The 26,249-nt window shown below is 63.5% G+C and carries 26 protein-coding genes; 12 read left to right on the top strand and 14 right to left on the bottom strand.

Translation table 11 applies throughout. The annotated features are described in order from the left end of the window. Positions 1–3: 3 nt before the first annotated feature. The 3 genes from ssuC to IF103_RS23455 are packed head-to-tail and all read left to right on the top strand — an operon-like array spanning position 4 to position 1,857. Complete coding sequence (gene ssuC, locus IF103_RS23465; RefSeq protein WP_202675740.1) at positions 4–801, top strand: aliphatic sulfonate ABC transporter permease SsuC; 798 nt, start codon at positions 4–6, stop codon at positions 799–801. Beyond that, positions 798–1,610 (top strand): aliphatic sulfonates ABC transporter ATP-binding protein, encoded by an 813-nt coding sequence (gene ssuB, locus IF103_RS23460; protein WP_023382900.1) that lies wholly within the window; start codon positions 798–800, stop codon positions 1,608–1,610. The genes ssuC and ssuB overlap by 4 nt, the downstream gene beginning before the upstream one ends. A gap of 31 nt (positions 1,611–1,641) precedes the next feature. Further along, a complete protein-coding gene (locus IF103_RS23455) occupies positions 1,642–1,857 on the top strand; it encodes a TOBE domain-containing protein (protein ID WP_008095172.1) in 216 nt (71 codons plus the stop codon). A gap of 38 nt (positions 1,858–1,895) precedes the next feature. Here IF103_RS23455 and IF103_RS23450 read toward each other — a convergent pair whose 3' ends face one another. The 4 genes from IF103_RS23450 to IF103_RS23435 form a co-directional block, all read right to left on the bottom strand. Beyond that, positions 1,896–2,528: a TetR/AcrR family transcriptional regulator gene (locus IF103_RS23450; RefSeq protein WP_023382899.1), complete on the bottom strand. Its 633-nt coding sequence runs from the start codon at positions 2,526–2,528 to the stop codon at positions 1,896–1,898. Then, positions 2,528–4,105 (bottom strand): glutamate--cysteine ligase, encoded by a 1,578-nt coding sequence (gshA, locus tag IF103_RS23445; RefSeq protein ID WP_023382898.1) that lies wholly within the window; start codon positions 4,103–4,105, stop codon positions 2,528–2,530. Before gshA ends, IF103_RS23450 begins: the two co-directional genes overlap by 1 nt. Before the next feature lie 196 nt (positions 4,106–4,301). Then, a complete protein-coding gene (locus IF103_RS23440; RefSeq protein ID WP_023382897.1) occupies positions 4,302–4,685 on the bottom strand; it encodes a PaaI family thioesterase in 384 nt (127 codons plus the stop codon). Then, positions 4,685–7,012 carry a Tex family protein gene (locus IF103_RS23435; RefSeq protein ID WP_023382896.1) on the bottom strand — a complete coding sequence of 776 codons (2,328 nt, stop codon included), beginning with the start codon at positions 7,010–7,012 and terminating at the stop codon, positions 4,685–4,687. Before IF103_RS23435 ends, IF103_RS23440 begins: the two co-directional genes overlap by 1 nt. Before the next feature lie 229 nt (positions 7,013–7,241). Between IF103_RS23435 and ompR the strand changes: the two genes are divergently transcribed. After that, entirely contained in the window at positions 7,242–7,982 is a 741-nt protein-coding gene (gene ompR / locus IF103_RS23430) for an osmolarity response regulator transcription factor OmpR (protein ID WP_023382895.1), read from the top strand. A gap of 121 nt (positions 7,983–8,103) precedes the next feature. Further along, positions 8,104–9,417 (top strand): ATP-binding protein, encoded by a 1,314-nt coding sequence (locus tag IF103_RS23425; protein ID WP_023382894.1) that lies wholly within the window; start codon positions 8,104–8,106, stop codon positions 9,415–9,417. A gap of 125 nt (positions 9,418–9,542) precedes the next feature. Here the strand turns inward: IF103_RS23425 and rimK are convergent, their stop codons facing one another. Next, on the bottom strand, positions 9,543–10,448 hold the full coding sequence (rimK, locus tag IF103_RS23420) for a 30S ribosomal protein S6--L-glutamate ligase (protein WP_015268602.1): 906 nt from the start codon (positions 10,446–10,448) through the stop codon (positions 9,543–9,545). Further along, positions 10,445–10,927: a retropepsin-like aspartic endopeptidase RimB gene (gene rimB / locus IF103_RS23415; protein ID WP_023382893.1), complete on the bottom strand. Its 483-nt coding sequence runs from the start codon at positions 10,925–10,927 to the stop codon at positions 10,445–10,447. Before rimB ends, rimK begins: the two co-directional genes overlap by 4 nt. A gap of 109 nt (positions 10,928–11,036) precedes the next feature. Between rimB and IF103_RS23410 the strand changes: the two genes are divergently transcribed. Further along, positions 11,037–11,438 carry an RNA-binding S4 domain-containing protein gene (locus IF103_RS23410; RefSeq protein ID WP_023382892.1) on the top strand — a complete coding sequence of 134 codons (402 nt, stop codon included), beginning with the start codon at positions 11,037–11,039 and terminating at the stop codon, positions 11,436–11,438. Positions 11,439–11,537: 99 nt separating this feature from the next. Here IF103_RS23410 and IF103_RS23405 read toward each other — a convergent pair whose 3' ends face one another. Further along, a complete protein-coding gene (locus tag IF103_RS23405) occupies positions 11,538–12,332 on the bottom strand; it encodes a phosphatase PAP2 family protein (protein ID WP_023382891.1) in 795 nt (264 codons plus the stop codon). 111 nt (positions 12,333–12,443) lie between these two features. Between IF103_RS23405 and hslO the strand changes: the two genes are divergently transcribed. From hslO to IF103_RS23390, 3 genes are all read left to right on the top strand, one after another. Next, positions 12,444–13,343: an Hsp33 family molecular chaperone HslO gene (hslO, locus tag IF103_RS23400; RefSeq protein WP_023382890.1), complete on the top strand. Its 900-nt coding sequence runs from the start codon at positions 12,444–12,446 to the stop codon at positions 13,341–13,343. A 179-nt stretch (positions 13,344–13,522) separates the two neighbouring features. Further along, positions 13,523–15,070, top strand: a complete 1,548-nt coding sequence (locus IF103_RS23395) for a phosphoenolpyruvate carboxykinase (RefSeq protein ID WP_023382889.1) — start codon at positions 13,523–13,525, stop codon at positions 15,068–15,070. 226 nt (positions 15,071–15,296) lie between these two features. After that, positions 15,297–15,737, top strand: coding sequence for an acyl-CoA thioesterase (locus IF103_RS23390; RefSeq protein ID WP_023382888.1), 441 nt, complete (start codon positions 15,297–15,299; stop codon positions 15,735–15,737). Positions 15,738–15,793: 56 nt separating this feature from the next. On the opposite strand, the gene IF103_RS23385 is transcribed toward IF103_RS23390, so the two are convergent. From IF103_RS23385 to fdhD, 3 genes are all read right to left on the bottom strand, one after another. Next, positions 15,794–16,273, bottom strand: a complete 480-nt coding sequence (locus IF103_RS23385; RefSeq protein ID WP_023382887.1) for a YMGG-like glycine zipper-containing protein — start codon at positions 16,271–16,273, stop codon at positions 15,794–15,796. A gap of 238 nt (positions 16,274–16,511) precedes the next feature. Then, positions 16,512–18,857, bottom strand: coding sequence for an FdhF/YdeP family oxidoreductase (locus tag IF103_RS23380; protein ID WP_202675739.1), 2,346 nt, complete (start codon positions 18,855–18,857; stop codon positions 16,512–16,514). Between the two features lie 5 nt (positions 18,858–18,862). Next, entirely contained in the window at positions 18,863–19,693 is an 831-nt protein-coding gene (gene fdhD, locus IF103_RS23375; protein WP_023382885.1) for a formate dehydrogenase accessory sulfurtransferase FdhD, read from the bottom strand. Between the two features lie 174 nt (positions 19,694–19,867). On the opposite strand from fdhD, the gene lysM reads away from it, so the two are divergent. After that, positions 19,868–20,308, top strand: coding sequence for a peptidoglycan-binding protein LysM (lysM, locus tag IF103_RS23370; protein ID WP_023382884.1), 441 nt, complete (start codon positions 19,868–19,870; stop codon positions 20,306–20,308). Between the two features lie 63 nt (positions 20,309–20,371). On the opposite strand, the gene yrfG is transcribed toward lysM, so the two are convergent. Then, the gene (gene yrfG / locus IF103_RS23365) at positions 20,372–21,034 is read right to left on the bottom strand and encodes a GMP/IMP nucleotidase (protein ID WP_202675738.1); all 663 of its coding nucleotides are present in this window, start codon (positions 21,032–21,034) and stop codon (positions 20,372–20,374) included. A 64-nt stretch (positions 21,035–21,098) separates the two neighbouring features. Between yrfG and nudE the strand changes: the two genes are divergently transcribed. Together nudE and cysQ are read left to right on the top strand one after the other, a co-directional pair. Then, complete coding sequence (gene nudE, locus IF103_RS23360; RefSeq protein ID WP_023382882.1) at positions 21,099–21,665, top strand: ADP compounds hydrolase NudE; 567 nt, start codon at positions 21,099–21,101, stop codon at positions 21,663–21,665. Continuing rightward, positions 21,662–22,489, top strand: coding sequence for a 3'(2'),5'-bisphosphate nucleotidase CysQ (cysQ, locus tag IF103_RS23355; RefSeq protein WP_023382881.1), 828 nt, complete (start codon positions 21,662–21,664; stop codon positions 22,487–22,489). Before nudE ends, cysQ begins: the two co-directional genes overlap by 4 nt. Before the next feature lie 42 nt (positions 22,490–22,531). On the opposite strand, the gene IF103_RS23350 is transcribed toward cysQ, so the two are convergent. Genes IF103_RS23350 through IF103_RS23340 form a run of 3 tightly spaced genes read right to left on the bottom strand, consistent with a single transcriptional unit; the run spans position 22,532 to position 26,204 of the window. Next, entirely contained in the window at positions 22,532–22,987 is a 456-nt protein-coding gene (locus tag IF103_RS23350) for a YiiD C-terminal domain-containing protein (RefSeq protein WP_202675737.1), read from the bottom strand. After that, a complete protein-coding gene (locus IF103_RS23345; protein WP_023382879.1) occupies positions 22,984–24,393 on the bottom strand; it encodes a sigma-54-dependent transcriptional regulator in 1,410 nt (469 codons plus the stop codon). The genes IF103_RS23350 and IF103_RS23345 overlap by 4 nt, the downstream gene beginning before the upstream one ends. After that, complete coding sequence (locus tag IF103_RS23340; RefSeq protein ID WP_027907229.1) at positions 24,390–26,204, bottom strand: sensor histidine kinase; 1,815 nt, start codon at positions 26,202–26,204, stop codon at positions 24,390–24,392. Before IF103_RS23340 ends, IF103_RS23345 begins: the two co-directional genes overlap by 4 nt. Positions 26,205–26,249: the final 45 nt, after the last annotated feature.

Here is a 26,249-nt window from a genome sequence, read left to right as displayed (position 1 = left end):
GCCATGAGTCGTGCAACGTCATCCAACTTGCAGCAGCGTCTGGCGCCATGGGCGCTGCCGGTATTGCTCCTGGCCGTCTGGCAACTGTCGGTCAGCGCTGGCTGGCTGTCGACCCGCATCCTGCCGGCCCCGAGCGCGGTGATCAGTGCCGGGGTCGAGCTGGTGCGCAGCGGTGAGATCTGGTCTCACCTGGCCATCAGTGGCTGGCGGGCAGGCCTAGGTTTCTTGATCGGTGGCAGCATCGGCCTGGTGCTGGGCTTCATCACCGGGTTGTCGAACTGGGGCGAGCGCCTGCTCGACAGCTCGGTGCAGATGATTCGAAACGTGCCGCACCTGGCGCTGATTCCACTGGTGATCCTGTGGTTCGGCATCGACGAGTCGGCGAAGATTTTCCTGGTGGCGCTGGGCACGCTGTTCCCCATCTACCTGAACACCTACCACGGCATCCGTAATGTCGACCCGGCATTGGTGGAAATGGCGCGCAGCTACGGCCTGTCAGGCTTCTCGCTGTTCCGTCAGGTGATCCTGCCGGGGGCGCTGCCCTCGATCCTGGTGGGCGTGCGCTTCGCCCTGGGCTTCATGTGGCTGACGTTGATCGTTGCCGAGACCATTTCGGCCAACGCCGGCATCGGTTACCTGGCCATGAATGCCCGTGAGTTTCTGCAAACCGACGTCGTGGTGCTGGCCATCGTCCTGTACGCCGTGCTTGGCAAGCTCGCCGACCTGGCGGCCCGTGGTCTGGAGCGTGTCTGGCTGCGTTGGCACCCGGCCTATCAGCCGGCGAAGAAGGAGGGCGCATGACCGTGCTCAATGAACAGCCGCCACGCCTGCTGCGTGGCATCCCCCTGGCTGCCAACGACCTGCGCAAGACCTTTGGCAAACGTGAAGTGTTGCGTGGCATCGACTTGCACATCCCGGCCGGTCAGTTCGTCGCCATCGTTGGCCGCAGCGGCTGCGGCAAGAGCACCTTGCTGCGTCTGCTGGCCGGTCTCGACAAGCCTACTGCCGGCGAGCTTCTGGCCGGTGCTGCGCCTCTGGCCGAGGCGCGCGAGGAAACCCGGTTGATGTTCCAGGACGCACGCCTGCTGCCCTGGAAGAAGGTGATCGACAACGTCGGCTTGGGCCTGTCGGGCGACTGGCGGACGAAGGCGCTGGATGCCCTGGAGGCGGTCGGCCTGGCCGATCGCGCCAACGAGTGGCCGGCGGCGCTGTCCGGTGGCCAGAAACAGCGCGTGGCCCTGGCCCGTGCCCTGATCCATCAGCCGCGCCTGCTGCTGCTGGATGAGCCGCTCGGTGCGCTGGATGCTCTGACCCGGATCGAAATGCAGCAACTGATCGAACGGCTGTGGCGCCAGCACGGTTTTACCGTGCTGCTGGTTACCCACGATGTCAGCGAAGCGGTTGCCGTTGCCGACCGCGTGATTCTGATCGAGGACGGTGAGGTCGGTCTCGACCTGGTCGTCGACTTGCCAAGGCCCAGGGCGCGTGGCTCGCACCGCCTGGCGGCGTTGGAAAGCGAAGTGCTCGACCGTGTTCTTTCCGTGCCGGGCGCTGCGCCCGAGCCGGACCCTGTAGCCCCTTTGCCCACGCAACTGCGTTGGGCGCACTGAACCCCAGAAGCCAAATAGAAGGAATCAAGTCATGACCATCAAAGCGATCAATGTCCGCAACCAGTTCAAAGGCACTGTGAAAGAAATCCTCGAAGGCCCGGTACTGTCGGAAATCGACGTGCAGACCGCCTCCGGCATCGTCACCTCGGTGATCACCACCCGTTCCGTGAAGGAGCTGGAGCTGCAGGTTGGCAGTGAGGTCATTGCCTTCGTGAAGTCGACCGAAGTGTCCATCGCCAAGTTGTGAGGTTGGCCATCCGGGGCCGCGCAGCGGCCCCAACAATCTCAAACCGGACGCTTGCTCAGAAACGGCGGCAGGTAAAGCCCCAGATACGCCTCGAACACCCGTTTGCCTTCCTCGGCCATGCGTGGGGTAATCGCCTCATGCAACTGCACCGACCGCGCATACACCCGGTCGCTGAGCTCCATGGCCAAGGCGAACACATCCACATCCACAGGCATCACCGGCAACTGGAAGTGCTGGTTGAACAGCTTGTGCATCAGCTCGCCCAACTCCATGTCGTGCTGGCGGTCAGCCTGCACCACTTCACTCAAGCCGTGCTGCGCCAGAATCAACTGGCGGGCAGCGGCGTCTTCGTTGTAGATGGCGAGCATGCGCTCTTCGATCAGCCGTGACAGCTCATGCCAGGTGTTGAATGCCGAGCTGTCGATGGGCGCGCTGAGGGCCTCGCGGAAGGCGCGATGCACATCGGCGGTCAAGGCTTCGAGCAAGGCCGGAACACTGGCGAAGAAGTGGTACACCGACGACGGTGGAATCTGCGCCCGATCGGCCACGCTGTAGATCGACAACCCTGCCACCCCTTGATCGGCCAGTAGCTCGCGTGCCGCTGCCAGGATCGCTTCGATCCTGGCCTGGCTGCTGGCGCGTGGCTTGCGCGGGGTGACGGTACGGGTCATCAGTTGCTGATCGCCAGAATGCTGGCCTGGTAGGCGCCGACGAACAGGTCGAAGTCGCCGACCTCTTGCTGTTCCAGGCGCGCCTGCTCGGCCAGCGACTCGCGGGCTAGGGTTTCGAAAGCCTGCTGGCGCTCGACGGGCAGGGGCTGGTCGCGGAAGGTCTCGGCGTGCAGGCGGCTCTGGCGCAGGGCGAACTTGACGAAAGATTCGTCATGTTCGGTCATGCGCGCCAGTACCTGGGCAGAAGGGGTCAGCGAAGCGTCATCGACCTTGGCCTGCTGGGCACGCAGCGCCTTGGCGTGCTCGTCGCCACCGTTGGCTCGGTCGAGCAGTTCGGCCAGTTGCCCGATACGCTCGATCAGCTCGCTGGCCCATGCCTTGAGGCCGATCGGTTGGCCGTCACGGCGCAGTTCGAGGCCAGGACGGCGGCCTTCCTTGACCACGGTAAGGAAGTTGCTGGTGCACTGGCCGCATTCGCCGTTGTCCAGCTGCGGGCTGTTCTCCAGGGCGCAGAACAGCAGGAACGCGTCGAGGAAACGCGCTTCGGTCAGGTCGATGCCTACCGGCAGGAACGGGTTGATGTCCAGGCAGCGCACCTCGACATACTGCACGCCACGCGAGGTCAGGGCCTGGATCGGCCGCTCGCCGGTGTAGGTCACGCGCTTGGGGCGGATGTTCGAGTAGTACTCGTTCTCGATCTGCAGGATGTTGGTGTTCAGCTGCACCCACTCGCCATCTTTGTGGGTTCCCACTTCGACATAGGGCGGGTAGGGCGTGCCGACGGCCTTGCGCAGGCTGTCGGTGTAGCTCGACAGGTTGTTGTAGCAAGGCGTCAGGCCCGCCTGGGCGTTGCTCTGGTAGCCCAGGTCGCTCATGCGCAGGCTGGTGGCGTAGGGCAGGTACAGGGTCTCGGCGTCCAGCTCTTCGAGCTGGTGCGGGCGACCGCGCAGGAAGCCTTTGTCCAGCGCCGGCGAGGCACCGAACAGGTACATCAGCAGCCAGCTGTAGCGGCGGAAGTTGCGGATCAACGCAATGTAGGCCGAGGACTGGTAGTCGCGGTCGCTCTCCTGACCACCCTCGGCCTCGCGCAGCAGCGGCCAGAGGGCTTCAGGCAGGGAGAAGTTGTAGTGGATGCCGGCGATGCACTGCATGGTGCGGCCGTAGCGCAGGGCCAGGCCCTTGCGATAGACATGCTTGAGCTTGCCGATGTTCGAGGTGCCGTACTCGGCGATCGGAATATCCTCCTCGGCCGGCAACGTGCAGGGCATCGACGGGCTCCACAGGTACTCGTCGCCCAGCTTGCTGTAGACGAAGCGGTGGGTCTGTTCAAGGCTTTCGAGCACCTTGGCCGGGTCGGCCAGTGCCGGGGTGATGAACTCCAGCAGCGACTCGGAATAGTCGGTGGTGATCTGCTCGTTGGTCAGCGCCGAACCCAATGCTTCCGGGTGTGGGGTCTGGGCCAGGCGACCTTCGTCGGTCACGCGCAGGCATTCGCGCTCAATACCGTGCAGGCACTGCTTGAGCAGGGGAAGATTGGCGCCGAGCAGGCTCAGGCGGCGGTTGAGGAGGTCGCTCAAGATGGATTCCTTCACGCGTCAGTCGCCCCAATATGGGGGTAGCGTTGACGGTCTACAAGGGTAGTTGGAAAAGGAACTGGCGTTGTCGCCTGGTTTGCCTGGGTTCTCGGCAGTGCCAGCGCCGACTTGGGACCGCCTCGCGCGGCGAAGCGGCCCTCATCTGCTGCCGAAAATACCGCAGATACTGCTTTGGGAGCTAGAGAACAGCGAAGGTTCCTTGCGCTTTGGCCACCAGCTTGTCGCCTTGGACTACGTCAGCGTCGACAACCAGCGTGCGGCGCCCGGCGTGCAATACGCGGGCGGTGCACAGCACGTCGCCGTCGCTGACGGCGCGCAGGTAGTTGATCTTGCATTCGATGGTCACGCTTTGCTGGTCGAAGCCATGGCTGGCCGAGCAGGCCAGGCCCATGGCGATGTCCACCAGGCTGAAGATCGCCCCACCGTGCAACTTCTGGCCACGGTTGCGCAGGTGCGTTTCGACCGCCAGAGCCACCTCGGCAACACCTGTGTCCAGGCGTTGCAGGCGGCAGCCCAGCAGTTGGCTGAAGGCGCTTTCGACGTATTCGCGAGGAACGTCCATTACTTCTTCTTCAGCTGCTTGGCGTTGGCGAACAATGCCGCCATAGCGTTGTTGGCCGGCGCGGCTGTCGCGGTTTCACGCTGGCGGGGCGCCTGCTGCGAACGGTTGCCGCCGTTGCCGCGGTTGCCGCCCCCACGGTTGCCCTCGACCTTCTCGCCCGGGGTATCGCTCATGCGCATGGACAGGCCGACGCGCTTGCGCGGGATGTCCACTTCCATGACCTTGACCTTGACCACATCGCCGGCCTTGACCGCTTCACGTGGGTCCTTGATGAACTTCTCCGAAAGCGCCGAGATGTGCACCAGGCCATCCTGGTGCACGCCGATGTCGACGAAGGCACCAAAGTTGGTGACGTTGGTGACCACGCCTTCGAGGATCATGCCGGGCTCCAGGTCCTTGAGGTCTTCGACGCCGTCCTGGAAGGTGGCGGTCTTGAACTCGGGGCGTGGGTCGCGGCCGGGCTTGTCCAGTTCCTGCAGAATGTCGGTGACGGTCGGCAGGCCGAAGGTTTCATCGGTGAACTTCTTCGGGTCGAGGCGCTTGAGGAAGGCGCTGTCGCCGATCAGCGAGCGAATGTCGCGGCCGGTGTCGGCGGCGATGCGTTGCACCAGCGGATAGGCCTCCGGGTGAACCGCGGAGGCATCCAGCGGGTTGTCGCCGTTCATCACCCGTAGGAAGCCGGCGGCCTGCTCGAAGGTTTTTTCGCCCAGGCGGCTGACTTTCTTCAGCGCGGCACGCGTGGCGAACGGGCCATTGGCGTCGCGGTGGGCGACGATGTTCTGCGCCAGCGTGGCGTTCAGGCCGGAGATGCGGGTCAACAGCGCAACGGAAGCCGTGTTGACGTCCACGCCCACGGCGTTCACGCAGTCCTCGACCACGGCGTCCAGGCCGCGAGCCAGCTTCACCTGCGACACGTCGTGCTGGTACTGGCCGACACCGATGGATTTCGGGTCGATCTTGACCAGTTCGGCCAGCGGGTCCTGCAGGCGGCGGGCGATCGACACGGCGCCACGGATCGACACGTCCAGGTCCGGGAATTCGCGGGCAGCCAGTTCCGATGCCGAATACACCGAAGCGCCGGCCTCGGAGACCATGATCTTGGTGATCTTCAGTGCGGGGTACTTTTTCACCAGCTCGGCCACCAGCTTGTCGCTCTCGCGGCTGGCGGTGCCGTTGCCGATGGCGATCAGTTCCACCGAATGCTTGGCGCACAGGGCGGCCATGATGGAAATGGTGCGGTCCCAGTCATTCTTCGGTGCGTGCGGGTACACGGTGGTGTGGTCCAGCAGCTTGCCGGTGGCGTCGACCACGGCGATCTTGCAGCCGGTGCGCAGGCCCGGGTCGAAGCCCAGGGTAGCGCGTGGGCCAGCTGGGGCGGCCAGCAGCAGGTCATGCAGGTTGTGGGCGAAGACGTTGATCGCCTCGCCTTCGGCGTTGTCGCGCAGCTCGCCGAACAGGTCGGTTTCCAGGTGGGTGTACAGCTTTACCTTCCAGGTCCAGCGCACCACCTCGCCCAGCCACTTGTCGGCCGGGCGGTTGCGGTTCTCGATGCCGACGTGGTTGCCGATCATCAGTTCGCACGGGTGCAGGGTGCCGGGCAGCTCTTCGCCGACTTTCAGCGAGGCGCTGAGCACACCTTCGTTACGGCCACGGAAGATGGCCAGGGCGCGGTGCGACGGAGCGTTGCGCAGCAACTCGTCGTGGGCGAAGTAATCGCGGAACTTGGCGCCTTCCTCTTCCTTGCCGGCCACCACGCGTGCACTGAGCACCGCTTCCTGCTTGAGGAAGTTGCGCAGCTTGTCGAGCAGGGCGGCGTCTTCGGCGAAGCGCTCCATCAGAATGTACTTGGCGCCTTCCAAAGCGGCCTTGACGTCGGCGACGCCCTTGTCGGCGTTGACGAAGCGCGCGGCCTCGGTTTCCGGCGTCAGCTGCGGGTCGTTGAACAGGCCGTCGGCCAGCTCGCCCAGGCCGGCTTCCAGGGCGATCTGGCCCTTGGTGCGGCGCTTTTGCTTGTAGGGAAGGTAGAGGTCTTCGAGGCGGGTCTTGGTGTCGGCGAGCTTGATCTCGCGGGCCAGTTCCGGGGTCAGCTTGCCCTGTTCCTCGATGCTGGCCAGGATGCTGGCGCGGCGCTCGTCGAGCTCGCGCAGGTAACGCAGGCGCTCTTCCAGGTGGCGCAATTGCGTGTCGTCCAGGCTGCCGGTCACTTCCTTGCGGTAACGGGCGATGAAGGGCACGGTCGAGCCTTCGTCCAACAGGCCCACGGCCGCTTCGACCTGCTGGGGGCGTACGCCCAGTTCCTCGGCGATACGGCTGTTGATGCTGTCCATGTAAACCACCTGACAAATGTGAATGCTGGGGGCCGCGGTGGGGCTCAAGGCCCGGCGACACAGGGTGAAAGCCGCGCATTATACCCATCGGGGACGGCTTGCGGTGATGGCGCCCAGCCACTGCTGCGCGGCCAGGAAGTGGCACCATGGGAAAAATCTGCTAACAATGCTCACGGCACGCGCAGCAATGGCTACGCCATAATGCACGGCGATATCAGAGGAGTTATTCATGACCGGCACTGCAAACAACGCTGAAGGCGAAAAAATTCTCATCGTCGATGACGATCCAGGGCTGAGCAGCCTGCTGGAACGTTTCTTCACCAGCAAGGGCTACCGCGCCCGTGCAGTGCCCAACACCGAACAGATGGATCGGCTGCTGTCGCGTGAAGTGTTCAACCTGGTGGTGCTGGACCTGATGATGCCTGGCGAAGACGGCCTTTCCGCGTGCAAACGGCTGCGCCAGTCCAACAACCAGATCCCCATCATCATGCTCACCGCCAAGGGCGACGAGCTCAGCCGTATCAAGGGGCTGGAGCTGGGGGCTGACGACTACCTGGGCAAGCCGTTCAACCCGGACGAGCTGATGGCGCGGGTCAAGGCCGTGTTGCGTCGCCAGGCGCCAAGCGTGCCGGGTGCGCCGGGCAGCGAGGACGAGTCGGTCACCTTCGGCGACTACGAGCTGTCGCTGGCCACCCGCGAACTCAAGCGTGGCGATGAAGTGCACATGCTCACCACCGGCGAGTTCGCAGTGCTCAAGGCCCTGGTCATGCATGCCCGCGAGCCGCTGACCCGCGACAAACTGATGAACCTGGCCCGTGGTCGCGAGTGGGACGCGTTGGAGCGCTCCATCGACGTGCAGATCTCGCGCCTGCGCCGCATGATCGAGCCGGACCCGTCCAAGCCGCGCTACATCCAGACGGTCTGGGGTGTGGGCTATGTCTTCGTGCCGGACGGAAACGCCGGCAAATGATGGTCGGCCTGCTGGCTTGCCAGGACGCGACAGGGCGACCCGAACGGGTCGCCCTGTTTTCGTCTGCGCCGGTCGGCGTTGTTGGCGAGCCAGTCTCGCGTCTGTGCAGTAGTTGTCCTCGATGAAAACGCCTCTCTGGTTTCCGCAAAGTTTCTTCGCCCGCACCCTGTGGCTGGTGCTGATCGTCGTCCTGTTCTCCAAGGCGCTGACCCTGGTCTACCTGCTGATGAACGAGGACGTGCTGGTCGACCGCCAGTACAGCCACGGCGTGGCACTCACCCTGCGGGCCTATTGGGCTGCGGATGAAGAAAACCGTGACAAGATCGCCGAAGCGGCAGGGCTTATCCGGGTCACGGGTTCCGGGGTGCCCGAGGGTGAGCAGCACTGGCCTTACAGCGAAATCTATCAGCGGCAGATGCAGGCCGAGTTGGGCGAGGACACCGAAGTTCGCCTGCGCGTGCATGCGCCGCCGGCCTTGTGGGTCAATGCGCCTAGCCTGGGGCCTGGCTGGCTCAAGGTGCCGCTGTACCCGCACCCGCTGCGCGGGCAGAAAATCTGGAACGTGCTGGGCTGGTTCCTGGCCATCGGCCTGTTGTCCACCGCGTCGGCGTGGATCTTCGTACGGCAGCTGAACCAGCCACTCAAGCGCCTGGTGTTTGCGGCTCGCCAACTGGGCCAGGGCCGCAGCGTGCGCCTGCCGATCAGCGATACGCCCAGCGAGATGACCGAGGTATACCGCGCATTCAACCAGATGGCCGAGGATGTGGAGCAGGCCGGTCGCGAGCGCGAGCTGATGCTGGCAGGGGTATCGCACGACCTGCGCACACCGCTCACGCGCCTGCGCCTGTCGTTGTCGCTGATGGCCAACGACAGCGAGCTGACCGACGACATGGTCCGCGACATCGAGGACATGGACGCTATTCTCGACCAGTTCCTGGCCTTCATTCGGGATGGCCGTGACGAGCCGGTGGAGGAAGTGGACCTGGCGGACCTGGTGCGCGAGGTGGTTGCGCCCTACAACCAGCCCGAGGAGCGAGTGCGCCTGTGCCTGGAGCCGATTCCACCGTTCCCGCTGCGCCGGGTTTCGCTCAAGCGCATGCTCGGCAACCTGATTGGCAATGCGTTGCACCATGCCGGCAAAGGCGTCGAGGTGGCGGCTTACGTGTCGGGTGATGAAAGCGCGCCGTACGTGGTGCTCAGCGTGCTGGACCGTGGGGCAGGGATCGACGAATCGGAGCTTGAGACCATCTTCAACCCGTTCATCCGCGGTGACCGTGCCCGGGGCGGCAAGGGCACCGGGTTGGGCTTGGCGATCGTCAAGCGGATCGCGGCGCAGCACGGCGGAAATGTGGAACTGCGCAACCGGTCTGGCGGCGGGATCGAGGCGCGGGTGCGTCTGCCGTTGGGGCTGTTGCTGCCGCGTAATGCCGTCTGATCCTTCAGGGCTGTGCCGGTCTCTGCGCGGGTAGACCCGCGCCTATAGGGACTGCGCAGTGCCTGAGCGCTGCGCTGTAGCTGTGGGAGCGACTCTAGCCGCAAAATAGGCCGGCGCCATCACCCTCATCCCTTACCTTTGGTTCGGGTCTGATTCGGCCCGCCATTTTTCTCCAGATGCTCGATGATCATCCCGGCCACGTTCTTGCCGGTGGTCACCTCGATGCCTTCAAGCCCTGGCGATGAGTTCACCTCCATCACCAGCGGCCCGTGGTTGGAGCGCAGGATGTCCACCCCGGCTACGCTCAGCCCCATGACCTTGGCGGCGCGAATGGCGGTCATGCGCTCTTCAGGGGTGATCTTGATCAAGCTGGCGACGCCACCTCGGTGCAGGTTGGAGCGGAACTCGCCCGGCTTGGCCTGGCGCTTCATCGAGGCGATCACCTTGTCACCAACCACGAAGCAACGGATATCCGCGCCACCGGCCTCCTTGATGTATTCCTGAACCATAATGTTCTGCTTCAGGCCCATGAACGCCTCGATCACCGACTCGGCCGCCTTGGTGGTCTCGCACAACACCACGCCAATGCCCTGGGTACCTTCGAGCACCTTGATCACCAACGGGGCACCATTGACCATCTGGATCAGGTCGGGAATGTCATCCGGCGAGTGGGCGAATCCGGTGATCGGCAAACCGATGCCACGGCGTGACAGCAACTGCAATGAACGCAGCTTGTCCCGCGAGCGGGCGATAGCGACCGACTCGTTGAGTGGGTAGACACCCATCATCTCGAACTGGCGCAACACTGCGCAGCCGTAGAATGTCACGGAGGCACCGATGCGCGGAATGACCGCGTCGAAGCCTTCCAGTGGCTTGCCGCGGTAGTGGATCTGCGGCTTGTGGCTGGCGATGTTCATATAGGCCCGCAAGGTATCGATCACTACCATTTCATGGCCCCGCTGGGTACCGGCCTCGACCAGGCGGCGGGTGGAATACAGACGCGGATTGCGCGACAGCACAGCGATCTTCATGCAGCACCTGTGACAGTGGAGAGAGTGGCCGGGAAGGCCGGTTTGTCTTGAACGTATTTAAGGCCCGGGTTGACCACCAGTTGGCCATGGATGAGTGCCTTGGACCCCAGCAGCAGTCGGTAACGCATGTTCTTGCGGCAGGCCAGGGTGAATTCGACCTCCCACACACCATCGCCCAGGGCCAGCGATGTGCGGATCACGTAGCGGGTCTGGGCCTGGCCGTTGGAGCTCTTGATGGTTTTCATGGTCACCAGCGGCGCCTCGCAGCGACGGTGACGCAGTTGCACCACCGAACCCAGGTGAGCGGTGAAGCGCACCCACGGCTGGCCATCGCGCTCGAAGGGTTCGATGTCGGTGGCATGCAGGCTGGACGTGCTGGCGCCGGTGTCGATCTTGGCGCGCAAGCCTGCGACGCCGAGGTCGGGCAGGGCGACCCACTCGCGCAGGCCGATCACTGTCAGATGGTCAAATGTCTTCACTAAGCACACCCTGCGAATGAGGTGGTGAACTGTAAGCACGGCGCGGACTTTTTGCATCCGTTAGTGAAGGTAGTACAGTTCGATGAAAGACAGAATTTGAGGTATCGGGATGGCTCAGAAGCCGGAAGACGACGACAAAGTACGCCTCGACAAATGGCTGTGGGCAGCGCGCTTCTACAAGACCCGCGCCCTGGCCAAGGCGGCTATCGAGAGTGGCAAGGTGCATTGCCGGGGCGAGCGCTGCAAGCCTGGCAAGGAGCCACGGGTGGGGGACGAATTCGTGCTGCGGACCGGCTTCGATGAACGCACGGTGGTAGTCAAGGCGCTATCGGTGGTGCGCCGTGGCGCGCCAGAGGCGCAGACCTTGTACGAGGAGACCGAGGATAGCGTGCGGCGCCGGGAGCAGGCCGCCGAGATGCGCAAGGCAGGGGCGATGGGCGTAACCACCGATGGCCGGCCGAACAAGAAGCAGCGGCGTCAGATTCACCAACTGCACGGCAGTTTCGAGTAGTTGGGATGCCTTGCGCCCTATCGCTTTCAAGCCAGCCCCCACGATGATTTTTGCAGGAGCCGGCTTGTCGGCGATGGCAGTGGGGCAACGCTCAGGCGGCTAACGAAGGATCGCTAATCGCCCGACAAACGGTACCCGCCCCAGCAACCCGAACAACGGTTCTGTCCAACGCACCAGTGCTTCGCTTGCCTTGGCCGCCAGCGGCGTGTGGCAGCTCCAGCCCAACGCCAGCACCGCCATCAGCAGGCCGCCGATGTAATCGTCCTGGCCCCAATGCGCGCCCGCGACAAGGCGCGGCATCATGAACAGAAACGCCAGACCCCAGATCACCAGGTGCTGAATCAGGCGGCGGCTGAACAAACTCATGAACAGCGCCCAGATCAACAGCACCGAGGCATGGTCGCCAGGGAAACTGTTGCTGGAGCGGTCTTTGAGCTCCCACTTGGCTTCGAGGTTGGGGTAGTAATCCTTCAGGTGCACGGCGTCGTCGAACATCATCGACGGACTGTCGTGTTGCCAGCCCATTGCATCCACCCACTTGGAAAACAGCGCGCGAATCACCACTAAGAGCAACAGGGTGACCAGGAAGCCGAAAAACGCCTGGCGCACCTGACAGGCTTTGAACACCCAGTCGCCACGGATGAGCAGGGCTAGCAGGATCAGACCCACGACGATGTCGAAGGGCCGTAGGCTGCCGACGGTCCAGGTGTAACGCCAGAGGGTGTGATCGGCCAGCGGTGAGTTCAGGCTATGGAATAGCCATTCGTCGACTGTCAGACACAAGATCTGGCCAATGGGCCATAACCAGAAACACAGTAGGGCGATAGGCAGCAAAGTGCAGGCTGCCAAGGGGCCCCAGGACCACCTTGCTTGGAACAGTGGTCGATTGTCCATAAAATACCTCTATTGCCAACAGGAATCGGAGCGGCCTTTTGAGCGCTCTGCCACGGGGGTTCGTAACTCCCTGTAATTATTTTGTCATCATTTTTAGATAGCCAGACAACCATGAGCGACTTGCCAGATACAGATTTCACCCAACGTTTCATCTTCGACGAGCGCGATGTGCGCGGTGAGTGGGTGTCGCTCGACCAGAGCTATGCCGATGTGCTGGCTCGCCATCCGTACCCGCAACCGGTCGCCAAGCTGCTTGGTGAACTGATGGCGGCGACCTCGCTGCTGGTCGGTGCGCTCAAGTTCGACGGGCTGCTGATCCTGCAGGCGCGTTCGGCAGGGCCGATCCCACTGCTGATGATGGAGTGCTCGAGCGAGCGCGAGATCCGCGGCATGGCGCGCTATGAGGCTGACCAGATTCCTGACGACGCGACCCTGTCGCAGTTGATGCCGGACGGCCACCTGACCTTGACCATCGACCCGATCAAAGGCCAGCGCTACCAGGGCACCGTCGACCTCGATGGCGCCACGCTGTCGGAATGCTTCACCAATTACTTCGTTCAGTCGCAGCAGCTCAACACCCGCTTCTGGCTCGATGCCAGTAATGGCGAAGCGCGCGGATTGTTGCTGCAGCAGTTGCCGCGCGATCGTCAGCCGGACGATGAAGAGCGTGAAGACAGCTGGCAGCACGTCATTGCGATGGCCAGCACGCTCAAGCCCGAAGAGTGGAAGCTGGGCAACGAAACCCTGCTGCACCGCCTCTACCACGAAGACGCCGTTCGCTTGTTCGATATCCAGCCGCTGCATTTCAAATGCAGTTGCTCGCGCGAACGTTCCGGCAATGCGCTTGTCAGTCTTGGCGAGCACGACGCTACGCAGCTGGTGGAAGAATGTGGCGGACAGGTCGAGATCGACTGCCAGTTCTGCAACGAGCGCTATTTCTTCGATGCCAGCGATGTTGCGCAACTGTTTGCCGGCGGTGGCACGAACTCGGCGTCAGAAACTCGCCACTGAAACGTTTAATTTCAGGGAAATCTCCTGTCGAATTGCGCAAAAGAGCAGTTCTGACAGGAGGGGCCTACTTTTTTTGGGCGTTTCTGGCATAATCCGGCCACTTTTTTCGCTGTAGTAGTTTTTTACAGACAACTACAAAACGTTTGGAGCACTCGGCCTCGGGCCGGATGGGGTATCTCATGACGCAAGCCAACAACACCGTGTACACCGACCTGAGCGTCGATGAGCTGGTAAAAGAAGCGCTGTCCCGCGGTGAAGGCGTGCTGGCCGATACTGGCGCACTGGTAGTCGAGACCGGTCACCGTACTGGTCGTTCGCCGGCTGACCGTTTCATCGTCGAAGAACCTTCCACTCAGGACGCCATCGCCTGGGGCCCGATCAACCGCAAGTTCCCGGCCGACAAGTTCGATGCCCTGTGGGATCGCGTCGAAGCGTTCAACAACGCTCAGGATCACTTCGTTTCCTACGTTCACGTAGGGGCTGCCGCCGAGCACTACCTGCCGGTCAAGATGACCACCCAGACCGCCTGGCAGAACCTGTTCGGCCGTTGCCTGTTCATCAACCCGGAGAAGGGCCAGTACAACCCGGCCGGTCGCGACCAGTGGCAGATCCTCAACGTCGCCAACTTCGTCTGCGAGCCTGAGCGTGACGGCACCAACTCCGATGGTTGCGTGATCATCAACTTCGCCCAGAAGAAAGTGCTGATCGCTGGCATGCGCTACGCCGGTGAAATGAAGAAAGCCATGTTCTCGGTGCAGAACTTCCTGCTGCCGGCCGCCGACGTGCTGCCGATGCACTGCGCCGCCAACATCGGCGAAGAAGGCGATGTAACCCTGTTCTTCGGCCTGTCCGGCACTGGCAAGACCACCCTGTCGGCCGACGAAAGCCGTTACCTGATCGGTGACGACGAGCACGGTTGGGGTGAAGGCGTCGTCTTCAACATGGAAGGCGGCTGCTATGCCAAGTGCATCGACTTGTCCGAGAAGAACGAGCCGGTCATCTGGAAAGCCATCAAGCACGGTGCAGTGCTGGAAAACGTCGTTCTCGACGCCAACAAGCACGCCGACTACGCCGATGTCAGCCTGACCCAGAACAGCCGCGCTGCCTACCCGCTGGAGCACGTTGCCAAGCGTTCCGAAGCCAACCTGGGCGGCGAGCCTAACGCGGTCATCTTCCTGACCTGCGACCTGACTGGTGTTCTGCCTCCGGTTTCGATCCTGAACAACGAACAGGCTGCCTACCACTTCCTGTCCGGCTACACCGCGCTGGTCGGTTCCACCGAAATGGGCTCGGGCGGCGGCATCAAGTCGACCTTCTCCACCTGCTTCGGCGCACCGTTCTTCCCGCGTCCGGCTGGCGAGTACGCCGAGCTGCTGATCAAGCGCATCAATGCCTTTGGCTCCAAGGTCTACCTGGTCAACACCGGCTGGACCGGCGGTGGCTACGGCGTCGGCAAGCGCTTCAGCATCCCGACCACCCGTGGCGTGATCTCCGCTATCCAGAGCGGCGCACTGATCGGTGCCGAGACCGAGCACCTGGACATCATCAACCTGGACGTGCCCAAGGCTGTTCCAGGCGTCGAGACCGAGCTGCTCAACCCACGTAACACCTGGGCTGACAAAGCCGCCTACGATGAAGCCGCCAAGGGTCTGGCCAAGCTGTTCACCGAGAACTTCAAGAAGTTCGACGTATCCGACGCCATCAAGGCCGCTGGTCCGCAGCTGTAAGCTGTCGCTGGTTGCAACGAAGAAGCCGCCCCAAGGGGCGGCTTTTTCGTGTCTAGCGTTGCTACCGGCGGTCAAGCCGATTCCCCATCGCTGGCAAACCAGCGCTTGCAGGTTCTGCGCTGCCTCTGTGCCGCCATGGGCCCTTTAGCAGCCGGTAAAATTTATCCGCCTTCAGGAAAATTCTGTTTCACTTGTCGATATCCGTGCAAATCACCGGGCCAGGTCAATGACAGAATCCCCAAACCGAACCGCCTTTTCCCACTTTCACCCGATACTCACTCGCCCTCAGGACAACGACCACAACGGTCATGTCGCCGGTGCCACCGTGCATGGCTTCTTCGAGACCGCCATTCAGGCATTTCTCGTCGAGCAAGCCGATATGGACTTGCGCGATGGTGAGTTGGCAGCCTTCGTGGTCAGTTCGTCGGCGGACTTCTATGCGCTGCCGGGTTTCCCGGATGTGCTGGAGGTGGGCTTGGGTATAACCCGCCTGGCGGGCAGCACGGTGGAGTACCGTCTGGCGCTGTTTCGCCCTGGGGATCAGGATGCCTGTGCGGCCGGTAGGGTGGTGCAGGTGTTCATCGAGCGGGAAAGCGGTCGCCCGGTGCCGCTGCCGAGCGCGTTGAGCAGCATTCTCTCGGGCCTGCAGTTGGACCCTCAGACATAAAAAAGCCCCGCGGGTGAGGGCGGGGCTTTTTGTTGCCAGGCCAGAGGCCTCAGGCATTAGTCGCGCCAGTGGCGCTTGTGCTTGCGGTGACCGTAGTGGTGGCCACGGTCCCAGTGACGACGGTCGTCGTAGTCACGACGATAACGGCGGTGCTCGTGACGCTCGTCTTCATCGGCCTTGTTACCCATGTAGTTACCCAGCGCACCACCGGCACCACCGCCGGCTGCTGCGCCAATGTAGCTACCGGTGGTACCGCCTACGGAGCGACCTACCACGTTACCGCCTGCCGCACCCAGCGCACCGCCGATGGCGGCCTCACCACGCTGGTGCTTGTCGGCACCTACCGCACTGCCTGCGGCACCGCCCAGGCCAGCGCCAATGGCGCCGCCGGTGCTACCACCGATGGACTGGCCCACAACCGAGCCCAGTACCCCACCCAATGCGCCGCCAATGCCGGCCTCGGTGGTGCCGCCTGCCATGGCAACGCCGCTGAGCAAGCTGAAAGACAACAACAGAATCGAGGAGTACTTCTTCATCGAGAAAGCCTCATAGGGATGACGAGGCGAATTTGAGGCTCTGCGAGGCTGCTGGCAACGAAAATCCGACGAGTAACACGAGTTGTACACAATTCTCTAAGTTACTGTTTTTTCGTTGAAACTTTCTCGATTTTCGCTTGTCTTAGGCTGTTATGACAAAAGCCCTGAGCCATTACGGACAGGGCTTTTTTCGTTTTCGCAGGTGCGTTTTCAGGCCTGATCGTCGCCCAGCCGGTGCCTACAGAATACGGCCATCATCCCGCGCTCGCTCCAGTTTGATGGCGACGAATTTGGAGGTTGGCGTATGGCTGCCCTCACCGATGCTCTCAAGCGGAATCAGCGGGTTCACTTCCGGATAGTAAGCCGCTGCCTGGCCAGCCGGGATGTCGAACGCCAGCAACGTGAACCCGTGCACACGGCGTACATGATCATCCCCCCACAATGAGACGATGTCGACCTTTTGCCCCGGTTGGAAGCCCAGCCGGATGATGTCCGCTTCGTTGGCGAACAGTACTTCGCGCTGACCACGTACCCCCCTGTAGCGGTCATCCAGGCCGTAGATCGTGGTGTTGTACTGGTCGTGCGAGCGCATCGACTGCATGATCAGGTCGGGCAACTGGCCGCTGGCCTGGACGCGCTCATCGAGCAAAGTGTCCGGTAGCAGGTTGGCCTTGAAGTTGGCGCGACCGGTGTTGGTTTTCCACTCACGGCTGCTGGCGCTGTTACCCAGGTAGAAGCCGCCGGGATGACGAAGGCGCTCGTTGAAGCCGCTGAAACCGGCAATGGTGTCGCCGATCAGGTTGCGAATACGGTCGTAGTCGGCCACCAGCCAGTGCCAGTCCACCGGACGCTTGCCCAGTGTGGCGGCGGCGATGCCGGCGATAACGGCTGGTTCCGAACGCATCAGGGTCGACAGCGGCTTGAGCTGGCCGTTGGAGGCGTGGACCATGCTGAACGAGTCTTCCACAGTGACCGCCTGCGGGCCTTCGCTCTGCAGGTCGATGTCGGTGCGGCCCAGGCACGGCAGAATCAGCGCTTGCTTGCCATGGATCAGGTGGCTGCGGTTGAGCTTGGTGCTGATGTGCACGGTCAGATCGCAGTTGCGCAGGGCCTGAGCGGTGCGCTCGGTGTCCGGCGTGGCCTGGGCGAAGTTGCCACCCAGGCCGATGAACACCTTGGCCCGGCCATCGAGCATGGCGTGGATCGCCTCGACGGTATTGTGGCCATTGTGGCGTGGCACACGGAAGTTGAAGCGCTTCTCGATGGCATCGAGCAGCGCTGCCGGTGGGCGTTCGTTGATGCCCATGGTGCGGTCGCCCTGCACGTTGCTGTGGCCACGTACCGGGCACAGGCCGGCGCCTGGTACACCGATGTTGCCGCGCAGCATCTGCAAGTTGACGATTTCCTGGATGGTTGGCACCGAATGGCGATGCTGGGTGATGCCCATCGCCCAGCACATGATCACGCGCTTGCCGCGGCAATACATGCGCGCTGCCAGCTCGATGTCGGCAAGGGCCAGGCCGGACTGGGCCTGGATATGCTCCCACGAGGTGGCATCCACTGCTGCCAGGTACTCATCGACGCCATGGCCGTGCTCGGCGATGAAGGCATGGTCGAATACGGCTGGCTCGCCCTTGGCCTGGGCTTCGCGCTCCCACTGCAGGACGAACTTGGCCATACCGCGCAGCATCGCCATGTCGCCGCCCAGGGCCGGGCGGAAAAAGGCGGTATTGGTCGGGCGGTCGCTGTTGGTCAGCATTTCCAGCGGGTTTTGCGGATGCTGGAAGCGTTCCAGGCCACGTTCCTTGAGCGGGTTGACGCACACCACCTGGGCGCCGCGTTTGACCGCATCGCGCAGTGGGTCGAGCATGCGTGGATGGTTGGTGCCGGGGTTCTGGCCCCAGACGAAGATCGCGTCGGCATGCTCGAAGTCGTCGAAGGTGACGGTACCCTTGCCGACCCCGACGCTCTGGCTCAAGGCTACGCCGCTGGCCTCGTGGCACATGTTCGAACAGTCGGGGAAGTTGTTGGTGCCGTAGGCGCGCACGAACAGCTGGTAGAGGAATGCCGCTTCGTTGCTGGCCCTGCCCGAGGTATAGAACTCAGCTTGATCGGGGGTGAGCAGGGCGTTCAGCTCGCGGGCGATCAGGGCGAAGGCGTCGTCCCAGGCGATAGGTCGGTAACGGTCGCTGGCCGGATCGTAAACCATTGGCTCGGTCAGGCGGCCCTGGTATTCGAGCCAGTAGTCGCTTTGTTCGAGCAATGCGCTCACGCTGTAGCGTGCAAAGAAGGCCGCATCCACCCGACGCTTGGTGGCTTCCCAGTTGACCGCCTTGGCGCCGTTCTCGCAGAACTTGACCATGCCGCTTTCGGGCGAGTCGCCCCAGGCGCAGCCGGGGCAGTCGAAGCCGCCGTTCTGGTTGGTCTTGAGCAGTGCGCGAATGTTCTTCAGCGCGTTGTCGCTCGCGACCCAGGCCTTGGCCACGCTGCGCAGCGCGCCCCAGCCTCCGGCGGGGCCGTCATAGGGCTTGTAGCGAGGGGTGGAAGCTGGGGCGTTGTCTGGAAGGTGCTGGTACGAGGTCACGACTGTTACGACTCCGCCGCTGGGCTGTAGACCCGCGGTGCGCTGTGTTTGGGCAGGTGGATGAGGTTGAGGTTGTGCTTGCGCGCCCACTGCAGGGCCAGGCCGGTCGGGGCCGAGAGGCTCACCAGGGTCTGGATCCCGGCGCGCAGGACTTTCTGGATCAGTTCCAGGCTGCAGCGGCTGGTGACGATGGCCAGGCCGCCGTCGGTGCTGATTTCCCGACGCAGCAGCGCGCCGATCAGCTTGTCCAGGGCGTTGTGTCGGCCGATGTCTTCACGGCCGAGCAGCAACTCGCCGTTACGGTCCATGAACAGTGCGGCGTGTACCGCCCCACAGTGCTGCCCCAAGGGCTGGAACTGGTCGATACGCTGGCGCAGGCCGACCAGCCAGGCCGCCGGCGGCAGGGGCGCGCCGGGCAACTCGGTCAACTCTGGCAAGGCCTGTTCCAGGGCCTCGACCCCGCACAGGCCGCAGCCACTGGTGCCGGCCAACTGACGGCGTTGGTTCTTCAGGTTCCAGAAGGCGCGGCTGGATATCTCGATGTCGGCATACATGGCCGAGCCGCTGCCCGAGAGCTTGAGGTCGTAGATTTCCGCTGTGCCTTCGACGATGCCACTGCCGACACTGAAGCCGACCGCGAAGTCCTCAAGGTCGGTGGGGCTGACCAGCATCACGGCCTGATTGAGGCCGTTGTAGGCGATGGCCAGGGCGACTTCCTCGGCAAGCGGGGTGCTGGCTCGTTCGCCATCGTCGAGCTGCACGTAATCGTAGGTATTGCTGGCGGCCGGCATGGACAGGGGTGTGGAGGCCGCGCAGACCGGAGGCTTGCTGTTCATCGGAGCTGGCTTTCGACGGCTTTTTGATAGCACAAGCCTAGGCGCGTGGGCTGCCCACGTCTAATCGCTAGGGTCTATGCCTTGATAGAGCGCGTCGATTGGTCGCAGGGGAGCGGGGGCGGCGATCCTGGCCTAGACTCCTGGCTCCGAGGTTTCATCAACAAGGAGCGCGTCATGAGCCTGTTCAGTTTCGTGAAGGAAGCCGGCGAGAAGTTGATCGACCTGCTGACCCCCGGCAATGCCAAGGCCGAGGAACAGCTCAAGAAGCATGTGGAGACCGTCGGGCTGGGAAACCCGAACATCAGCGCCACTGTGGAAGGAGACAAGATCATCCTCAAGGGCGAGGTGGCCAGCCAGGAGGAAAAGGAAAAGATCATTCTGGCAGCCGGCAATATCGCCGGAGTGGCCACTGTCGAGGACCAGATCACCGTCACCGGGCCGGTTGCCCAGGCCGCGCGGTTCGTCACGGTCAAGAAGGGTGACACCCTCAGTGCCATCGCCAAAGCCGAATATGGCGATGCCAACCAGTACAACAAGATCTTCGAGGCGAACAAGCCGATGCTCAAGCACCCTGACAAGATCTATCCGGGGCAGGTGCTGCGGATTCCGGACTGATCGGGTGGTGCTATCGAGGCCAAGCCGGCTCGTGCAGGGGAAGGCTTGGCGTCGATCACGGTGCTACAGCCCGGCCAGTAATTCCCGGTAATCCTCGACCGCCGCAAACTCCTGGGTGTCCCGCGGGGCTGCCTGGCTGTCGGGTTGGCGTACCGCCAGCAGATGCCCCACGCCAAACCTTTGTGCACTGCGCAGAATCGCCAGGGTGTCGTCGATGAACAGGCTACGGGCCGGATCGAAACCGATATCGGCTTGCAGTGCGTCCCAGAATTGCGGGCTTTCCTTTGGGTACCCATAGTCATGGGAGCTGATCAGCCGCTCGAAGTAACACGCCAGCTCCACACGCTCCAGTTTCAGCGACAGCGAGTCGCGGTGGGCATTGGTGATCATTACCACCCGCTTGCCTGCCTTGCGGACTGCCGCCAGGAAGGTGTCGGCATCGGGTCGCAGGGCGATCAGGTGGGCGATTTCGCGTTTGAGTTCGCGGATCGGCAGGTTCAGTTCGCGACTCCAGAAATCCAGGCAGTACCAGTTGAGCGTACCGGCGTTGCGCTCGAACAACGGTTGCAGCTCCAGTTCCGCCATGACCCGGCTCACCCCATGCAGTTCGGCGTAGCGCTGGGGCAGGTGGTCCAGCCAGAAACGGTTGTCGTAGTGCAGGTCGAGCAGTGTGCCATCCATGTCCAGCAGGACGGTATCGATGGCGGACCAGGGAAGAACAGGCATGGGAAACTCTCGATCAGTCGGCAAGCCACGGTATAGTAACCCGTTCACGCCAAGGAGCCGCCCCATGCGCCAGAAACCTACCGTCCTCAATCGCGAGATCGTCGCCAGCAGCCGCCTGTTTCGCGTCGAGGCCGTGCAGTTGCGCTTCGCCAACGGCAACGAGCGCACCTACGAGCGCTTGGTGGGCCGAGGCAACGGTTACGGCGCGGTGATGGTGGTGGCTATGCTCGATGCAGAGCACGCGGTGTTGGTCGAAGAGTATTGCGGCGGTACCGACGAGTACGAGCTGTCGCTGCCCAAAGGCCTGATCGAACCGGGCGAAGACGTGCTGGCGGCGGCTGACCGTGAGCTCAAGGAAGAAGCCGGTTTCGGCGCTCGGCAGCTTGAGCACCTGACCGAGCTGTCGCTGTCGCCGGGCTACATGAGCCAGAAGATCCAGGTGGTATTGGCCACTGACTTGTACGAAGAGCGCCTGGAAGGTGACGAGCCGGAGCCGATGCGGGTCGACAAGGTCAACCTGCGCGAGTTGTCCGCCTTGGCCATGCACCCGCAGTTCACCGAGGGCAGGGCGCTGGCGGCGCTGTACCTGGCCCGCGACCTGCTGATCCAGCGGGGGCTGCTCGACGCATGAACGACCAACAGCTGATGCATGAAGTGGTGAAGCTGGCCGTGCAGGCGGGCGAGGCTATCTTGCCGTTCTGGCAGTCGGACGTAGCGGTGACCGCCAAGGCCGACGATTCGCCGGTGACGGCTGCCGACCTGGCAGCGCACCGGGTCATCGCCGACGGCCTGGCGGCCCTGGCGCCGCACATTCCCGTGCTGTCGGAAGAGGACTGCAACATCCCGCTGACTGAGCGCCAGGGCTGGACGCGCTGGTGGTTGGTCGACCCGCTGGATGGCACCAAGGAGTTCATCGCCGGCAGCGAAGAGTTCACGGTCAATATCGCCCTGATCGAGGAAGGCGAGGTGGTGTTTGGCGTGGTGGCCATGCCGACCAATGGTCGCTGCTACTTCGGTGGTCGGCAGTTCGGTGCCTGGCGTGCCGATCCAGGTGCCGATCCCCTGTCTATTCGGGTGCGCAACACGCCGCCTGCCGGTAGCCGTTTCACGGTGGTGGCCAGCCGTCGTCATTCCAGCCCTCAGCAGGAGGCGCTACTGGCGGGGTTGGGAGGCACTGTCGGTGAGCTGGAACTGGCCAATATCGGCAGCTCCCTGAAGTTTTGCCTGCTGGCTGAGGGGAGCGCCGATTGCTACCCGCGTCTGGCGCCGACTTCGCAATGGGACACGGCAGCTGCCCAGGGTGTCGTGGAGGGTGCGGGCGGCGAGGTCATCGAAGTGGACGGTCAGCCATTTCGCTATCCCGCGCGGGAGTCGCTGCTCAACCCCTTCTTCCTGGCCTTGCCGGCCGCTGCCAGCTGGCGTGAGGCGTTCATCGAGCACTGTGTCAAACGTTGATGGTGTGCGGGTCGATCGCCGGCTTGCCGGCGATCTGCTGCTTTAGCGATGCAGTACGTACTGCCCGCTGAAACGCACCGCAGGCTCGTCGCTGCCAAGATTGCTGACGGTGGTTTCCAGCGTCAGCCGCGCCCGTCCGCGACGCTGATACAGCGTGATGAACCGCTCCCAGGTCTTGTCGTCTGGCGCCGGGCACCGCGCCTGGGCCGCACCCGTCACCGGCAGCGGATAGCTGATCTGGACTTCCTGAATGACGATGTGGCCGTCATCGATGCCCAGCTCGCGTAGACGCAGGTGCAACCAGCCCCAACCTACCAGCACTGCGGCGCAATACAGACTGCCGCCAAACATGGTGCTCTTGTGGTTGACGTTGGCCTCCAGCGGTAGTTGCAGCTGCAGGCAGTGATTTTGCCAGCCAACGACTTCCAGCCCCATTTCGCGGGTCAGGGGAATGTCATGGTGCAGTACGGACTGCAGGTACTGGCTGTCGGTGGTCATGGGCGAGGGTCCTCTTGGTCGTCGTTTCCGCTGCTGGCGCCTTCGAAGCTAAGGCCATGCTTGCGCAGCTTGTCGTGCAGGGTCTTGCGGGGGATGCCAAGGGCTTCGGCCAGGCTGCGCATCGAGCTGTGCGGCTGGGCCAGCTCGGCGGCGATCAGCGAGCGTTCGAACTGTTCGACCTGTTCGCTGAGATTGCCGCTGAGCACCGGGGCTGCCGGTGCCGTCGCGGCTGGCAACTGGCCGTCGAGGGCCAGCTCCAGGCCCAGGGCGAAACGCTCGGCGGCGTTCTGCAGTTCGCGCACATTGCCTGGCCAGTCGTGGCGCAGCAGCATGGCGCGTTGCGCCGGTTGCAGGCTGTGTGGCGCAAGACCGTGGCGCTGGCTGGCGGCATCGGCAAAATGCTGGAACAGCACCAGAATATCGTCGCCGCGTTCACGCAGTGGCGGGATACGCAGCGGGGCGACGTTCAGGCGGTAGTAAAGGTCGGCGCGGAAGCGGCCCTGGTCGGCGGACTGGCGCAAGTCTTCCTTGGTGGCAGCGATCACGCGGATATCCAGCGGGATAAGCTGGTTGCCGCCCAGGCGTTCGACCACGCGTTCTTGCAGCAGGCGCAGCAGCTTGACCTGCACATCCAGGCTCATGCTCTCGATTTCGTCGAGGAACAGCGTGCCACCATTGGCGAACTCGAACTTGCCGATGCGGCGTTTTTGCGCGCCAGTGAAGGCGCCCGGCTCATGGCCGAACAGTTCGCTTTCCACCACCGACTCGGCCAGCGCCCCGGCGTTGATCGCCACGAACGGCCCATCGCGGCGGCTGGAAAGGTCATGCAGGGCACGTGCGACCACCTCTTTGCCGGCGCCAGTCTCGCCCAGAATCAGGACATCCGCGCGGGTACCGGCCAGGGCGCCGATCTGCTCGCGCAGGCGCTGCATGGCGGGCGACTGGCCAACCAGGCGAGTGGACAGCTGCTGACGGTCGCTCAGGGCCAGACGCAGGCTGCGGTTGTCCAGCACCAGGCGGCGCAAGGCCAGGGCGCGGCGCACGCTATCGAGCAAGGCATCGGTGGCGAACGGCTTTTCCAGAAAGTCGTAGGCCCCGGCGCGCATGGCCTGTACCGCCAGCGGCACATCGCCGTGGCCGGTGATCAGCAGCACCGGCAGCTCGTTGTCGCGCCCGTGCAGTTGTTCCAGCAGTTGCAGGCCATCGATGCCAGGCATGCGGATATCGCTGACCACCACCCCCGGCCAGTCAGGCTCGATGCGCCCGGCCAGGTCCTGTGCATCGGCCAGGGCGACCACCTTCAGCCCCGCCAGGTCGAGGGTCTGGCTCAGGGCCTGGCGCAGGTGTGGATCGTCGTCCACCAGAATGACCTGGGCGTGGCTGTCGATGAATGTCTCGGTCGTCATGCCGAGGGGTCCTCCGAAGGTTGCAGGTTGGCGCCAGGCTTGGCCACACGCAGCTGCAAGGTCAGCAGGGCGCCACCTTCCGGGTGGTTGCCGAGCAGCAGTTCGCCACCCAGGGCGCGCATCAGGCTTTCGCAGATAGCCAGGCCCAGGCCCAGGCCTTGGGTGCGGGTCTTGGTGGTGAAGAATGGCTCCTTGGCATGCTCCAGGGCCTGGCGGCTGAAACCTGGGCCATTGTCGCGAATGTACAGGTAGACGTAGTCGTCACGCTTTTCGGCACTCAACCAAAGTCGACGTGGGTTGGCTTTTTCGGTCAGTGCATCGAGGGCGTTGGCCAGCAGGTTACCGAGCACCTGGCGCAGGCGGGTTTCACCGGCCTGCACCCAAAGGGTGGCGTCCGGCAGGTCGCGGATCAGTTCCACGGCCATGGCGCGCCGACGCTTGGCCAGCAGGGCCAGGGCATCATCCAGGGCCGGCTGCAGGGCCACGCTCTCCGGGGCATGGCGATCGCGCCGGGCGAACGCACGCAGGTGGGCGATGATCGAAGCCATGCGCCCGGTCAGCTCGCCGATCAGCTTGAGGTTGCCGCGGGCATCTTCGGTGCGCTGGTGGTCGAGCAGGATCTCGGCGTTTTCCGCGTAGCTGCGGATCGCGGCCAGGGGCTGGTTGAGCTCATGGCTGATGCTCGCCGACATGGTACCGAGCACCGACAGCTTGCCGGCCTGGACCAGCTCGTCCTGGGCACGGACCAATTCCTGCTGGGCATTCTCACGTTCGAGCACCGCGCTTTTGAGGCGGGCGTTGAGGCCTTCGAGGTCGGCGGTACGTTCCATCACACGCTTTTCGAGCTCTTGGCGGCCACGTGCCTCGAAGTCGATGCGATCGATATAGTGGCGTCGTCGCTGCATTACCAGCCCGGCCAGCAACATCAGCACCAGCAAGGCGCCGCCACCGATGGCCATGACGGTCTGCACCGAGCGGTCGACCAGGATGCGTGGGGCGAGAATACTGACTTGCCAGCCGGTTTCCTTGATGTCGCGGGTCTGGATCAGCCAGGCCTGAGGGTCCAGGGTCAACGGCTGCGGCGCCTGGGTCGGGTAGGGCTGGATGGCGATGATCGCCTGGCGTTCGGCCTCGGTCAGCTCACGGGTGGAACGGAAACGCCAGTCTGGCCGCGAGGTCAGCACCACCACGCCGTTCTGGTCGGTCAGCAGCAGTTGCTCGGGCGTCCGGCCCCAAAGGGTTTCGGTGTGGTCCAGGTCGACCTTGACCACCAGCACGCCGACCACCCGTTCGCGGTCGCGCACGGCCGCGGCGAAGAAGTAGCCGCGTTTGGCCGAGGTGGTGCCCTGACCGAAGAAGCGCCCCAGACGTCCTTCCATGGCTTCGATGAAGTACGGGCGGAAGGCGAAGTTACGGCCGACGAAGCTGTCGTGCTTGTCCCAGTTCGACGCGGCCAGGGTGTTGCCGCTCACGTCCATCAGGTACATCACCTCGGCACCGGTCTGGTGGACGATGTCCTTGAGCAAGCGATTGGCGTTGGTGACCGCTTCTATGCGAAACGGGTCGGCCAGCACGTTGCGCAGCGCCGGCAGGTCGCCGAGGATCTGCGGCAAGGTCTCGTACCGGTGCAGGGTGCCGAGCAGGTTCGCGACATACAGGTCGAGGGTCTGGCGGTTCTGCGAGGCCAGTTCGTCCTGATAGTAACGTTCGGCGAGGTGGTGCAGGGGCCACAGCAACGGAGCCAGGCACAGGGCCAGCAGGGCCAGGCTGCGCCAGCGGGGGCGGCGAGGGGGCGTGGGTTTTGCAATCATCGCGTAAAGGCGCCAGAAGAGTCTGGCGCAATTATGCGCTAGTTA

This window comes from Pseudomonas sp. SK2 (assembly GCF_016772395.1).
GTDB classification, from domain to species: Bacteria; Pseudomonadota; Gammaproteobacteria; order Pseudomonadales; family Pseudomonadaceae; genus Aquipseudomonas; species Aquipseudomonas taiwanensis.
The sequence above is the reverse complement of the archived record's forward strand: the minus strand, read 5'-3'. Positions and strand labels throughout refer to the sequence as shown.

Excerpts from the sequence above, each read along its gene's own strand:
- ssuC (WP_202675740.1), top strand. The coding sequence starts at position 4 with ATGAGTCGTGCAACGTCATCCAACTTGCAGCAGCGTCTGGCGCCATGG.
- ssuB (WP_023382900.1), top strand. The coding sequence starts at position 798 with ATGACCGTGCTCAATGAACAGCCGCCACGCCTGCTGCGTGGCATCCCC.
- IF103_RS23455 (WP_008095172.1), top strand. The coding sequence starts at position 1,642 with ATGACCATCAAAGCGATCAATGTCCGCAACCAGTTCAAAGGCACTGTG.
- IF103_RS23450 (WP_023382899.1), bottom strand. The coding sequence starts at position 2,528 with ATGACCCGTACCGTCACCCCGCGCAAGCCACGCGCCAGCAGCCAGGCC.
- IF103_RS23440 (WP_023382897.1), bottom strand. The coding sequence starts at position 4,685 with ATGGACGTTCCTCGCGAATACGTCGAAAGCGCCTTCAGCCAACTGCTG.
- IF103_RS23435 (WP_023382896.1), bottom strand. The coding sequence starts at position 7,012 with ATGGACAGCATCAACAGCCGTATCGCCGAGGAACTGGGCGTACGCCCC.
- ompR (WP_023382895.1), top strand. The coding sequence starts at position 7,242 with ATGACCGGCACTGCAAACAACGCTGAAGGCGAAAAAATTCTCATCGTC.
- IF103_RS23425 (WP_023382894.1), top strand. The coding sequence starts at position 8,104 with ATGAAAACGCCTCTCTGGTTTCCGCAAAGTTTCTTCGCCCGCACCCTG.
- rimK (WP_015268602.1), bottom strand. The coding sequence starts at position 10,448 with ATGAAGATCGCTGTGCTGTCGCGCAATCCGCGTCTGTATTCCACCCGC.
- IF103_RS23410 (WP_023382892.1), top strand. The coding sequence starts at position 11,037 with ATGGCTCAGAAGCCGGAAGACGACGACAAAGTACGCCTCGACAAATGG.
- IF103_RS23405 (WP_023382891.1), bottom strand. The coding sequence starts at position 12,332 with ATGGACAATCGACCACTGTTCCAAGCAAGGTGGTCCTGGGGCCCCTTG.
- hslO (WP_023382890.1), top strand. The coding sequence starts at position 12,444 with ATGAGCGACTTGCCAGATACAGATTTCACCCAACGTTTCATCTTCGAC.
- IF103_RS23395 (WP_023382889.1), top strand. The coding sequence starts at position 13,523 with ATGACGCAAGCCAACAACACCGTGTACACCGACCTGAGCGTCGATGAG.
- IF103_RS23390 (WP_023382888.1), top strand. The coding sequence starts at position 15,297 with ATGACAGAATCCCCAAACCGAACCGCCTTTTCCCACTTTCACCCGATA.
- IF103_RS23385 (WP_023382887.1), bottom strand. The coding sequence starts at position 16,273 with ATGAAGAAGTACTCCTCGATTCTGTTGTTGTCTTTCAGCTTGCTCAGC.
- fdhD (WP_023382885.1), bottom strand. The coding sequence starts at position 19,693 with ATGAACAGCAAGCCTCCGGTCTGCGCGGCCTCCACACCCCTGTCCATG.
- lysM (WP_023382884.1), top strand. The coding sequence starts at position 19,868 with ATGAGCCTGTTCAGTTTCGTGAAGGAAGCCGGCGAGAAGTTGATCGAC.
- yrfG (WP_202675738.1), bottom strand. The coding sequence starts at position 21,034 with ATGCCTGTTCTTCCCTGGTCCGCCATCGATACCGTCCTGCTGGACATG.
- nudE (WP_023382882.1), top strand. The coding sequence starts at position 21,099 with ATGCGCCAGAAACCTACCGTCCTCAATCGCGAGATCGTCGCCAGCAGC.
- cysQ (WP_023382881.1), top strand. The coding sequence starts at position 21,662 with ATGAACGACCAACAGCTGATGCATGAAGTGGTGAAGCTGGCCGTGCAG.
- IF103_RS23350 (WP_202675737.1), bottom strand. The coding sequence starts at position 22,987 with ATGACCACCGACAGCCAGTACCTGCAGTCCGTACTGCACCATGACATT.
- IF103_RS23345 (WP_023382879.1), bottom strand. The coding sequence starts at position 24,393 with ATGACGACCGAGACATTCATCGACAGCCACGCCCAGGTCATTCTGGTG.
- IF103_RS23340 (WP_027907229.1), bottom strand. The coding sequence starts at position 26,204 with ATGATTGCAAAACCCACGCCCCCTCGCCGCCCCCGCTGGCGCAGCCTG.